This is a genomic window from uncultured Agrobacterium sp. (genome assembly GCF_913777885.1).
GTDB lineage: Bacteria > Pseudomonadota > Alphaproteobacteria > Rhizobiales > Rhizobiaceae > Agrobacterium.
In genome coordinates, this window is sequence record NZ_CAJYTV010000018.1 from 181,172 (window position 1) to 193,041 (window position 11,870).

General features: G+C 57.0%; 13 protein-coding genes, 2 tRNA genes and 1 pseudogene. 6 read left to right on the forward strand and 10 right to left on the reverse strand.

The annotated features are described in order from the left end of the window. Positions 1–79 precede the first annotated feature (79 nt). Genes QZ869_RS17660 through QZ869_RS17670 form a run of 3 tightly spaced genes read right to left on the reverse strand, consistent with a single transcriptional unit; the run spans position 80 to position 3,313 of the window. Positions 80–1,288: an ABC transporter permease gene (locus tag QZ869_RS17660; RefSeq protein WP_296022050.1), complete on the reverse strand. Its 1,209-nt coding sequence runs from the start codon at positions 1,286–1,288 to the stop codon at positions 80–82. Further along, the gene (locus QZ869_RS17665; protein ID WP_296106285.1) at positions 1,278–2,000 is read right to left on the reverse strand and encodes an ABC transporter ATP-binding protein; all 723 of its coding nucleotides are present in this window, start codon (positions 1,998–2,000) and stop codon (positions 1,278–1,280) included. Before QZ869_RS17665 ends, QZ869_RS17660 begins: the two co-directional genes overlap by 11 nt. Positions 2,001–2,014: 14 nt before the next feature. Beyond that, a complete protein-coding gene (locus QZ869_RS17670; RefSeq protein WP_296106286.1) occupies positions 2,015–3,313 on the reverse strand; it encodes an efflux RND transporter periplasmic adaptor subunit in 1,299 nt (432 codons plus the stop codon). 263 nt (positions 3,314–3,576) lie between these two features. Between QZ869_RS17670 and QZ869_RS17675 the strand changes: the two genes are divergently transcribed. Continuing rightward, positions 3,577–3,653: transfer RNA gene (locus QZ869_RS17675), tRNA-Pro, on the forward strand. A 234-nt stretch (positions 3,654–3,887) separates the two neighbouring features. Here the strand turns inward: QZ869_RS17675 and QZ869_RS17680 are convergent. Further along, positions 3,888–4,031, reverse strand: a complete 144-nt coding sequence (locus tag QZ869_RS17680; protein WP_296036837.1) for a hypothetical protein — start codon at positions 4,029–4,031, stop codon at positions 3,888–3,890. A gap of 323 nt (positions 4,032–4,354) precedes the next feature. Here QZ869_RS17680 and QZ869_RS17685 point away from each other — a divergent pair, with 323 nt between their 5' ends. From QZ869_RS17685 to QZ869_RS17715, 5 genes and pseudogenes are all read left to right on the forward strand, one after another. Then, the gene (locus QZ869_RS17685; protein WP_296022042.1) at positions 4,355–4,660 is read left to right on the forward strand and encodes an ETC complex I subunit; all 306 of its coding nucleotides are present in this window, start codon (positions 4,355–4,357) and stop codon (positions 4,658–4,660) included. 31 nt (positions 4,661–4,691) lie between these two features. Beyond that, positions 4,692–4,768, forward strand: a tRNA-Arg gene (locus tag QZ869_RS17690). Between the two features lie 225 nt (positions 4,769–4,993). Further along, positions 4,994–5,730 (forward strand): annotated as a pseudogene (locus QZ869_RS21805) (bile acid:sodium symporter family protein); the annotation flags it as partial. 125 nt (positions 5,731–5,855) lie between these two features. Beyond that, complete coding sequence (gene greA, locus QZ869_RS17710) at positions 5,856–6,338, forward strand: transcription elongation factor GreA (protein WP_296106289.1); 483 nt, start codon at positions 5,856–5,858, stop codon at positions 6,336–6,338. A gap of 74 nt (positions 6,339–6,412) precedes the next feature. After that, positions 6,413–7,348 (forward strand): MYG1 family protein, encoded by a 936-nt coding sequence (locus QZ869_RS17715; protein ID WP_296106291.1) that lies wholly within the window; start codon positions 6,413–6,415, stop codon positions 7,346–7,348. 64 nt (positions 7,349–7,412) lie between these two features. Here QZ869_RS17715 and sufA read toward each other — a convergent pair whose 3' ends face one another. The 6 genes from sufA to QZ869_RS17745 form a co-directional block, all read right to left on the reverse strand. After that, positions 7,413–7,802, reverse strand: coding sequence for a Fe-S cluster assembly scaffold SufA (sufA, locus tag QZ869_RS17720; RefSeq protein ID WP_296022032.1), 390 nt, complete (start codon positions 7,800–7,802; stop codon positions 7,413–7,415). Between the two features lie 110 nt (positions 7,803–7,912). Beyond that, positions 7,913–8,320 (reverse strand): SUF system Fe-S cluster assembly protein, encoded by a 408-nt coding sequence (locus QZ869_RS17725; protein ID WP_296022030.1) that lies wholly within the window; start codon positions 8,318–8,320, stop codon positions 7,913–7,915. 22 nt (positions 8,321–8,342) lie between these two features. Continuing rightward, positions 8,343–9,596, reverse strand: a complete 1,254-nt coding sequence (locus tag QZ869_RS17730; protein ID WP_296022028.1) for a cysteine desulfurase — start codon at positions 9,594–9,596, stop codon at positions 8,343–8,345. Next, complete coding sequence (gene sufD / locus QZ869_RS17735; protein ID WP_296022025.1) at positions 9,589–10,860, reverse strand: Fe-S cluster assembly protein SufD; 1,272 nt, start codon at positions 10,858–10,860, stop codon at positions 9,589–9,591. Before sufD ends, QZ869_RS17730 begins: the two co-directional genes overlap by 8 nt. A gap of 24 nt (positions 10,861–10,884) precedes the next feature. After that, positions 10,885–11,640: a Fe-S cluster assembly ATPase SufC gene (gene sufC, locus QZ869_RS17740; RefSeq protein ID WP_062424300.1), complete on the reverse strand. Its 756-nt coding sequence runs from the start codon at positions 11,638–11,640 to the stop codon at positions 10,885–10,887. Between the two features lie 11 nt (positions 11,641–11,651). Then, entirely contained in the window at positions 11,652–11,858 is a 207-nt protein-coding gene (locus QZ869_RS17745) for a hypothetical protein (protein WP_296022021.1), read from the reverse strand. Positions 11,859–11,870 lie beyond the last annotated feature (12 nt).

Here is an 11,870-nt window from a genome sequence, read left to right on the forward strand (position 1 = left end):
AACCTATCGTCGAACTTGTTCGCGCCTCGGCAAAAGCAAGCTGATCTCAATATTGTCGGTGGGGGCAGCTGACCGACGGCTACTCGTGGCGCAGAGCTTCGATCGGGCTAAGGCTTGCGGCGCGTCGCGCAGGGAAATAGCCGAACACCACGCCGATGGCGGCCGAAAAAGCAAACGCGATGGCAATGATCGTCGGGCTCGTGACGAAAGGGACCCCGAGGAAGCTCACAACCGAATAGGCCAGTGCAAGGCCTGTCAAAATTCCCGCAATGCCACCGAAGGCCGAGAGCATGACGGCCTCGACGAGGAACTGCGTCAGCACCTGTTTTTCCAAGGCGCCGATAGCAAGCCGTATGCCGATTTCGCGTGTTCGTTCAGTCACCGAAACCAGCATGATGTTCATGATACCGATGCCGCCGACCAGAAGACTGACGGCGGCAACAGCACCGAGCAAGCCCGTCAGCAGCGTCGTGGTTCCGGTCATCGCGGACGCGATCTGAGCCATGTCATTGACGGTGAAATCGTCCTGGCGGCCAAGTCCGATGCGCCGGCGCTCACGCAACAGGTTTTCCAGGTCGGATTGCACCTTGGCCGTCGACACCCCATCCTGCGCCGAGACCATGATGGAAGAAATGGTCGTCGTGCCACCGATGCGGCGCTGATGGATTTTCAGCGGCATGATCACGGTGTCATCCTGGTCATCGCCAAGCCCGGACTGCCCTTTGCGCCCCAAAACCGCGATGACCGGGCAGGAGATATTACTGACGCGGATCGTCTGACCCACGGGATCGGATGAACCGAACAGTTCCTGGCGAACAGTTTCACCAATGATGCAGCCGATCTGCCCACCGCGATCTTCAGCAGGCAGAAACTCGCGGCCAAGCGCTATCGTCCAGTCCTGGGCAATCAGATAGTCGTTGGTGGTTCCCACGACACTTGTCTGATGATTTTTTCCGCCATAGATGACCGTTGCCGCGGATGACCTGTTCAAAGGCGCGACGGCCCTCACACCGCTGATCTGTTCACGGATGGCCTGCACATCGCTATCTGTAAAACGTTTCGCATCGACACTGGCGCGACCCGGGCCGAATTGTCCGGGCCTGAGGAAGAGCATGTTGGTGCCGAGTCGCGACAGCTCCGACTTAACCTGCGCCGTTGTGCCGTTACCGATTGTGACCATGGCGATGACTGCTGCGACACCGATAACAACACCAAGCACGGTGAGAAAAGACCGAAGCATGTTGCGGCTGATGGCGCGCATGGCGAGCCTGACGGTTTCAAAGAACATCCGCGTCCTCCCTCATCGGCTCGGCGGCGCTGTCTGAATCCAGATGGCCATCGACGAAACGCAGCAGACGTTTGGCGTGCGCGGCGATGTCCTCTTCGTGGGTCACCATTACGACGGTAATGCCGCGATCGCGATTAAGCGAAGTAATCAGCTCCATGATCTCGATACTGGTTTTCGTGTCGAGATTGCCCGTCGGCTCGTCTGCAAGAAGCAGTGCCGGCTTGGTAACGATGGCGCGCGCGATCGCCACACGCTGCTGCTGGCCGCCGGAAAGCTCCTGAGTGGTGTGGTGCTCACGTCCCTTAAGCCCCACCTGCGCTAAGGCCTCCATGGCAAGTACGCGCCGCTCCCCGGCTTTCATACCGCGATAGATCAGGGGGAGTTCGACATTCTCGACAGCCGAGGTGCGTGACAGCAGGTTGAAGCCTTGAAACACAAAGCCCAGCATATGGCGGCGAAGCAGCGTCAAATGCTCATTGTCAAAGCCGCTGGTCGGCACACCCTGAAACAGATATTCCCCTGCGGTTGGAGTATCCAGGCAGCCGATAATGTTCATCGACGTGGATTTTCCGGAGCCGGACGGACCCATTATGGCGACGAATTCGTGTTCCTTGATTGACAGGCTGACGCCGTCCAGCGCCCGGATGGCCGCTTCGCCTTTGCCATATTGTTTCACCACATCGCGGAATTCGATCAGAGGCGGCGCGCTCATGCTTTCACTCCGGCCTAGCTGCTGCGTTGGGTTGCGTCGGTGATCACTTGGTCGCCGGGCTTCAACTCTTCCGAAGTCACGGCGGTGAACTGGCCATCGGTAGAGCCAGCCTGGACAGAGACGCTCACTGGCGTGCCGTTGCGCAATACCCACACCTGACGCTTGCCCGCTGCAGCCTGCTCGGCGCTGCCTCCGCGCGATCTGTTCATACGCGGAGGCCGGAACAAGCCCATGAGCCCGCCACCTCGCGACGCATTCTCGCGGGGCGGTGTGTAGCGCAAGGCAGCGTTGGGTACCAGCAGCGCATCCTTCACATGCTCGACCACGATATTTGCGGTCGCCGTCATGCCAGGGCGCAGCAACAGCTCTGCATTATCGACGGTGAGGATACCCTTGTAGGTCACGACATTGGATACGGTTTCCGAAGCAAAACGAACGGTTTCGATTTTTGCTGGGAAACGGCGCTCAGGATAGGCATCCACATTGAAGGTCGCCTCCTGACCAGCCTCGACTTTGCCGACATCCGCTTCATCGATCGAAACCTGAAGCTCCATGCGGCGCAAATCTCCTGCAATAGTGAACAGCACAGGCGCGTTCAAAGACGATGCCACGGTCGCCCCGGGATCGACATCACGCGTGAGGATGACGCCATCGATAGGGGAAACGATCTTTGCCTTGCTGAGATTGACCTCCGCAAGCCGCAAATCCGCCTCGGATGAAAGCACGCTCGCCTCATTGACTTCCAACGTTGCTGCCGCAGCATCGCGGTTGAACTGCGCGGCATCGAGATCCTGCTGGCTGGACACACGGCTTTGCACCAGCGAGCGCAAGCGTTCGAGCGATGTATTAGCCGAACCGAGATCTGCCCTCGCCTTCGCAACGCTGGCTCTTGCTGAGGCGAGCTTGGCGCGCGCGCTTTGCACATCGGCTTCGAGTTTGTTGGTATCGAGTTCGGCCAGCACGTCTCCAGCCTTGACGGAACTGTTGAAGGTCACATTGACCTTGCGAATAGTACCGGAGAGTTCGCTCGATATATCCACCTGGTCGGTGGGCTGAACCGAACCGGTCGAGGTGACAATGACGGAAAGATCGCCCCGCTTCGCCTCCTGCGTCGTGTAGCTATAGGCCACCCGCGTACCCGCAAAGGCAAAATAGTAGGTCGCTGCGCCTGCGATCATCAGCAGCGCAAGAACGATATAGAGCGAACGTCTCGATTTCTTCTTGCCCGTTTTCGAAGACGTCAGGATGTCGCGAAGGTCCGGCTTCGCGTTCTGGCTGTTCGTATTGTCGCTACTGGCATCCAACTCGTTCATTCCCATTACATGAGCGATTGCAGAAGTCTCAAGGCTTGATAGGTGGCTATCGAAGGCCGCTACCGCAACTGCTAAAATACGTCTGCCGGATCGCTTGGCACAGCCAGAAGGATGGGTGAAGTGAAAACTTCGTAATCTGACCCGGCTTCCGACAGCGCTTTAAGGAAGTGACCGCCCGGCGATCGAGAAAAAACAAACGAAAAGGTGATTTTAGCTGTTGCAGGGTCTGCGGTAACCGTGTATCTCCCCGCTCACGACATCGGCGGAGTGTAGCGCAGTCTGGTAGCGCATCTGGTTTGGGACCAGAGGGTCGGGAGTTCGAATCTCTCCACTCCGACCATTCGACAAATCAATGATTTGTCTGAGTTTTATTGATTGCCTACGATTTATTTTTTGTGAGAGCAGAACGGACTTCGATATTCGGAATTTCGCGGCTTGCTGAAGTGTCAATTCCAGAAAGCCGCTCATCACGCATCGAATCGCGATCTCAAGCCTTGAGCGAGTCAGGCACCGCTTATTGTTGGGAGACCAAGATCGATTTGCCCTTAGCTCAGCAAATTCAGCATGTCAGGCGTCATACTCCAAATTGAGAGTGCATCCAGATCAAGACGCAAAGCGCTACGCCGCCTATGACGACCGCCAAAACCTTGCCTTGACCGGGAGGACGGGGTTTTTTCGACGGCTGCGGCTTGCGGAACTTGATGACGTTATCGCTCATGATCGGTGTCTCCTCTTGGTCGCCGCGATACAATCTGCTTCGCGTGTCTCATTCAAGCGTGCCATTGGCTTTTTTCTGTTGTCGAAGCCTGCGATCTTTCGGTGGGGTGCCATGCTTCTATCGTCCTTGAACCCATGCACCGCTCTTTCAGAAAATCGATTACGATTTTAAGACCGATGCTGTAGCATCTACCAACCTACCGGCTTGACTTCGCGCATGAGTCGGTCCAAGTGAAATTCCGATGCCGACCGTAATACAATGGTTACGGAAGGCCGCGTAGAAAGAGCGTCATCTCGCTTGAGCGCACGACTGGAGCAGTTGAAATGTCTGCAAAAATTTATCGTCCGGCAAAGACCGCCATGCAGTCCGGAAAAGCCAAGACGAATATCTGGGTGCTGGAATTCGACGCCGAGGTTCCGCGCAAGATTGACCCGATCATGGGCTACACGTCCTCCTCGGACATGAAGCAGCAGGTCAAGCTCAACTTCGAGACGCAGGAACAGGCAGAAGCCTACGCGCAGCGCAAGGGCATCGAGTACCGCGTGATCCAGCCAAAGGAAGCAGAGCGGCAGACGGTTTCCTACACGGACAATTTCCGCTACACCCGCACGCAGCCTTGGACGCACTAACCGTTTCCGGCGCCTTCACGGCGTCGTAAGTGGCCCCTTAGCTCAACTGGATAGAGCAACTGCCTTCTAAGCAGTAGGTCGCAGGTTCGAGTCCTGCAGGGGTCGCCATACACTTTACAAGTAATTGATTTCTCAATGTGAATTTCACACGATCCCTCACCAGAAAACAGGTGGGGATAGAGATCTTCGGATAACGTTTTCTTCTCGTTGGATCCCACCCCGCCTATCCTAAAAGCAGCATCAACGCTGACGCCGCGCGATCCATGCATCGATCATCTACGCGGCCCCTTGTTAATCGTCGCCTCCATCCGCGGCACGTGTGCCTCAATCAATTGGATCGTCACGCTTTTGTCGGTCATCATGTTGGGAACGGGAGCGACCATCTCGCTGGATGATTTTCTTGAGGTCGTGCAACGGCCTTTCGATGTGACGTTCGGCTTGGCGGGCTGGTTTTTGATCATGCCGCTTCTCGCAGTTTCGTCGATAAAACTCATCCCGACGCCCCGGAAAGTTGTCGCGAGCGTTATACTTGTTGTTGCCGCCCCAGCGGCACGTTCTCGAATGTCATGACCTACCTCTCAAAAGATGATGTTGCCCTTTCGGTCGTCTGCCCATCGGTAACGACACCTGCGGCCCCGATCATCACGCCTCCCCTGGTCTGGGTTTGCCAGCTAGCACTAGCCTGTCCATGGCTGGGCGAAGTTCATGGGCATCATCAAGCGGTCGTCATACGACTGGCGTTCGGTGCGCTTCTCTAGAAATTGCTTCCATCCTTTATCAGAGTAGCCGTTCCGGTGCTGCCGCTGTGGTAGGCGGGTCCAAAGCCTCGATTGTCCAGTGAGGCATCATGATTTCCGGGATGGTAATCCTGCATAAGGGTCTTGGCGTTCCAATTGATTTGTTTGCCGCAAAGACAGTCGGGCTGACGCTTGCTAAACGCAAAGCGATCACAATCGAAGTCGGCATGAAAAATTTGCGGCTCGACGCTGCGCTGGACAACACGTATTTCTCGCCACCGGCAGACGTCCTGAGCGCGATTTTTCAGTGCCGGGCACAACATCGGCGCATGACTGGCGAACTGGTTTGCCACACGGGAAAGCTGAGCACGAGATTGCGAAAGTCGACCTCCCTCTCAAACTTGCTAAATCGCCTCTCGCTCTCCATATGAATGAGATGCGAATTGGGGAGTAGGACCGTGAGCGTTGCCTTTGTAAAAGAAGAAAGTGCAGAGACTGCAGCGGAAACCCAACTGCCGGATCGCCCCATCTCCCAACATCCCAATCTCGTCACTGAGGAAGGTCTCAAGCGCCTCGAAGAACAGATGAAAGCTGCCCGTGCGGCACACGAGATTGCCAATGCGGTAGAGGATGTGAATGAACGCAGGCGCCAGATTGCGCCGCACCTCCGAGATATCCGCTATCTTGCGGAGCGGCTGCGCACCGCCCAGTTAATGCCCGCCCCAGAAACGACCGAGATTGTTTCTTTTGGAAGTACCGTCACCTTCACTCGTGAAGATGGTCGCGTCCAAACCTATCGTGTCGTCGGCGAGGACGAGGCAGATCCGAAGGCGGGATCCATTTCCTACGTTTCACCCGTTGCCCGTGCACTAAATGGCAAGGCTGTTGGTGATATTGCCACGGTGGGCGGACAAGAACTGGAAATAACCGCCATTCACTAGGCCACCAGTTGCAGGAGGTTGAAATAACGGGTAACTGCCCTGTTACTTGACTTTCAGCAAAAGGTTTACTGCGCATGGCGTTGGAATTCCTCGTCACTCATTCCGGCGGCTTCCATGCCGATGAACTGCTTTCCAGCGTCATCCTCACCCGCCTTTATCCAGGGGCGCAAATCGTTCGGAGCCGCGCGCCGGAATGGATCACGCCTTCAAAAGACCGGATCATCTATGATGTCGGCGGCGCTTATGATGCAGAGGCGCAGATCTTCGATCACCATCAGCGCGGTGCGCCGCTGCGTGAGAACGGCCAGCCCTATAGCTCATTCGGCCTTGTGTGGAAGCACTACGGTCGCGACTATCTCACCGCGCTTGGCATTCCTGCAGCCGACATCGAAGACGTCCACGCGTCTTTCGACAAAAGCTTCGTGCTACCGATCGACCTCACAGATAATGGGGCGCTGAGTCCTGCCATTGCCGGAGAACTCGCGGGCCTTACCCTGCCGTCATTGCTAGAAACGCTGAAGCCTTCGTTCGACAACCGTGAACCAGGCGCCGATGACGCAGCATTTCATGGCGCGCTTACGATTGCTCGCGCGTTTGTTGAAGCCGGGATCGAGAAGAAAGCGGCAAAACTCAGAGCAGAAACGCTTGTTCTAAAAGCCATAGAACAGACCGGCGAAGGCCGCATTCTGGAATTGCCGATCGGAATGCCCTTCCGCCCGGCCATCGTAAAAGCCGGTGCAGACCACCTACTTTTCGTCGTTCACCCGCGTGATAAGGACTGGTGCGTAACAGGCATCCGCCGTGCTGAAGAAGGCTTCGAACTTCGCGCCGATCTTCCAGTTTCCTGGGCGGGTTTGACCAATGGCGATCTGGAGCGGGCAAGTGGTGTCGAAGGCGCAACCTTCTGCCACAATGGTCGCTTCATTGCAGCGGCAAAGACGCGAGAAGCCGCGATGATGATGGCGAAAATCGCCACGAAGGAAGCCCTGTTAGAGCGGCAGTCTGCCTGAATGCTGCTGGAAAACGAACAGAGGCGGCGCTTGAGGACAATTACCGCAATGCCACGGGCACCTATCAGACGCTTGCCTCGGCCTCGCGCTGTTTAGCGAGCGCTGCAAGATCTGCCGCCTTCAGTTCGACGGATTCGCCGCAGCCACACGCAGATGTCTGGTTCGGATTGTTGAAGGTGAAGCCGGAGCGCATCTTGGTGACTTCGAAATCCATCTGCGTGCCCAGCAGATACAGCACAGCGGAAGGCTGCACCCAGACCTTTGCACCGTCGTGCTCGATCAGATCATCCTTGGCATCAGGCTCCGTGACCAGATCGATGGTATATTCCATCCCGGCGCAGCCGCCTTTTTTGATGCCGACGCGCACGCCCTTGGCGTCCGCACCGGAATTATCGACGATCGCCTTGACGCGAGAGGCCGCAGCCTCCGTCATTGTCATCACTGCAAAGCCCATGGGCTCCTCACTCCTTCGACAGTCGGGTTCAAGGCCCGATGTTTATGGACTCAAATCTAGTCCTGCGTGGCGATGGTATCAAGACGTGCCCGCTGTCTAATCGACCGCGATCAGTACCAGCCAACCGCAACCTGCGCTTCTTCCGACATGCGATCCGGGGTCCATGGCGGATCAAAGGTCATTTCCACCGTGACGCCGGATACGCCCTCGACAGCGCCGACCGCGTTTTCCACCCAACCCGGCATTTCACCAGCGACCGGGCAGCCAGGTGCTGTCAGCGTCATGACGATCTTGACCATACGGTCGTCTTCGATGTCGATCTTGTAGACGAGACCCAATTCGAAGATATCGGCCGGAATTTCAGGGTCGTAGACAGTCTTCAGCGCTGCGATCACATCGTCACTGAGGCGCGCCAGCTCATCCGGAGAAAGACTGGAGGTTTTAGCGGGGGCAGGTCCAGCCTCTTGCGCTGGCGATTGTGCCAGATCCTGTGGCTGTTCAGTCGTGTCGGTGCTCATGGTCCTGATCCTCTATCCGATCTCAGGCGAAGAATTTGCGGGCATAATCAAGCGCTTCGGCCAGCGCATCCACTTCCGCGCGGGTATTGTAAAGCCCGAATGATGCCCGGCATGTGGAGGTCACGCCGAAGCGTTTCAAGAGCGGCATGGCGCAATGTGTACCGGCACGCACGGCAACACCTCGCCGGTCGATGACCATCGAGACGTCATGGGCATGGATGCCTTCGAGCTCGAAGGAGAAGATGCCGCCCTTGCCCGGTGCATTTCCAATGATGCGGAGCGAATTGATGTCCCGCAGCCGCCCTGCCGCATAGGCGGCAAGATCCGCTTCATGCGCGGCAATTGCCGCACGCCCGAGATTGTCCATATAGTCCAGTGCATAACCCAGTCCGATTGCCTGAACGATCGGCGGCGTCCCGGCTTCGAAACGATGCGGCGGCTCATTGTAGGTGATCTCGTCTTCGGAGACATCGAGGATCATTTCCCCGCCACCCTGGAAGGGACGCATCTCTTTCAAGCGGTCGGCCTTGCCATATAGAACGCCGATGCCTGACGGGCCATAGAGCTTGTGCCCGGTCATGACATACCAGTCGCAATCGATATCGCGTACATCGACCGGCATGTGAACGGCGCCCTGGCTGCCATCGATCAGCACCGGAATACCGCGCTCATGCGCGATACGGCAAATTTCCTTGACCGGCACGATGGTACCGAGCGCATTCGACATATGGGTAATGGCAACGAGTTTAGTGCGCTCCGTCAGACTTTTTTCGAAAGCCTCGATATGAAACGCGCCCTCGTCATCCACCGGCACCCAGACGAGCTTGGCGCCTTGGCGCTCGCGAATAAAATGCCAAGGCACGATATTGGAATGGTGCTCCATGATCGATAGGACAATCTCATCGCCCTCGCCGACCTTCGGCATTCCATAGCCATAGGCAACCGTGTTGATCGCCTCGGTGGAGGATTTGGTGAAGACGATCTCGTCCACCGAGCCGGCATTCAAAAAGCGCCGCACCTTTTCGCGCGATGCTTCATAGGCATCCGTTGCCGCATTGGAGAGAAAATGCAGGCCGCGATGCACATTGGCGTACTCGTTGGAATAGGCATGCGACACCGCATCAATGACCACCTGCGGCTTCTGCGCGGACGCGCCATTGTCCAGATAGACAAGCGGCTTGCCATGGACCTCGCGCGACAGGATTGGAAAATCCTTGCGCACGGCCTGGACATCGTAGGGGCCCGCTTTAACGGCGCGTTCGCTAAAATCAGGCATGAGCGTCCAACCAGCTGGAAATGATACCTTCCAGCGCCTCTACCAGATTGTCATCTTCCAGTTCTTCCACAATCTCCGCAACGAACGCGTTTACCAGCATCGCGCGCCCCTTCGCCCGCGGCACACCACGTGCCATGAGGTAATAGAGGTGCTTGGCGTCGATATCGGCAACCGTCGCGCCGTGGCCGCACTGAACGTCGTCTGCGAAGATTTCAAGTTCCGGCTTTGCCGAAAACTCGCCGTCGTCGGACATCAGAAGCGTGTTGCAGGCCATCTTGGCGTCGGTCTTCTGAGCATCGGGTGCAACCCGGATCATGCCCTGGAAGATGCCCTTCGCACGATCGAAGACGACATTGCGGAAGATTTCCGTTGACGTCGTGTTCGGCACGTTGTGGCCAAGAACCATCGTCACGTCGGTATGGGTTTCACCGCCCAGCAGATTGACGCCTCGAACGGACAGATCCGTGCCTTCGCCCTCGACATGGATGCGCAGTTCCTGGCGCACCAGTTTGCCGCCGGCATTGATGATGAAGAGACGAAGATTTGCCTCGGCACCGAGCTTAATGCGCAACTGCGCCAGATGCGTATCGGCTGCACCTTGCTGCTGCAGCAGGATATAGGTCGCTTCCGCGCCGTCCTGTACCTCAAGATCGGTGACATGCGTGACGAGAGCCGCTTCCGCCGAAACAGATAGATGACGCTCAATGATCGTTGCCTTGGAGCCCTTGCCGAAGCGAACCGGCGACCGGCTATGAACCTGCCCGGCGCCGTGGATCACCTGAAGCTCAAGCGGCTGCTCGATGTCGGCTTCATCCGGAACGGTAACGGAATAGCCGTCACGTACGAAGCTGCCATTCAGGCGACCGATCATGTCGTCCTTGTCAGCGGCCACGAGTGCGGCGGCAGCCGTGCCATCCAGCAGGCTTTCTGCATAGCTTTCGACTTCGAAACCAGCAATGTCGGCGTCTACAGACTTACCGTGGAGCAGATAGATCGCTTGCGAACCAGCAACCGCAGGATCACGCTTCTCGATCAGCGGCGCGGAGGCATCCTCAGGAATGCTGCGCAGCAGGCTCTTCATATCGGTATAGTGCCAGGCCTCGATGCGGCGGGTCGGCAGACCGGCAGTCTTGAGATCGTCGAACAGCACGTCGCGCGCAGCAACCACGTCTCCATTGCCGGGAAGCTCGCTGAACTTGGCCGTGAAGGCTTCAACCAGTGCGGTCTCCGCAGGTGTCAGCCGGTTTGTCGTTTGAATATTCATGGACATGGTCTCCTGGCCCGTTAATCAGGCCGCTTCACCAATGATGTCGGCGTAACCATTGTTTTCCAGTTCCAGCGCCAGTGCCTTGTCGCCCGAACGGATGATCTTGCCCTTGTAGAGAACATGGACGCTGTCTGGAACGATGTAATCGAGCAGGCGCTGGTAGTGGGTGATGACCACGGTGGCGCGATCAGGCGACTTCAGCGCGTTGACACCGTCAGCAACGATCTTCAGAGCATCGATGTCGAGACCGGAGTCCGTTTCATCCAGCACGCAGAGCTTCGGCTCAAGCAGCGCCATCTGCAGGATCTCGGCACGCTTCTTCTCACCGCCGGAGAAGCCGACATTGAGCGGACGCTTCAGCATGTCCATGTCGATCTTCAAGTCGCCAGCCGCTTCCTTCACCTTCTTGATGAAGTCAGGCGTTGTAAGTTCAGCTTCGCCGCGTGCTTTGCGCTGCTCATTCATCGCAACCTTCAGGAACTGCATGGTCGCAACGCCTGGAATTTCGACCGGATACTGGAAGGCGAGGAAGATACCCTTGGCAGCGCGCTCGGCAGCGTCCAGCTCCAGAATGCTCTCGCCATTATAGAGAATGTCGCCAGAGGTCACTTCATAGTCTTCGCGGCCCGAAAGAATGTAGGACAGCGTGGACTTGCCGGAGCCGTTAGGACCCATGATGGCCGCGACTTCGCCAGCGGCAACCTTCAGGTTCAAACCCTTAATGATCTCGGTTTCGGTATCGGCGATCTTTGCGTGCAGGTCGATGATTTCAAGCATGTTGTTATCTCTCAATCTAGTTTTCTCTTGCGCGAAGAGAAACGGTCAAATGGTTGAAGCGCGTCGGAGAGCCAAAAGATGGCAATCATCCCGGTCGCGCTTGCGATTAAAATTGGCTTGGCGAACTCACGGCCCGCCATCAGCCCACCAACTTCAATGAACACCCCGACCATTGAAACGAAAATGCAAAACACCATCAAGCGTGAGCTTTTCGTCAAGCGGGGCACCTT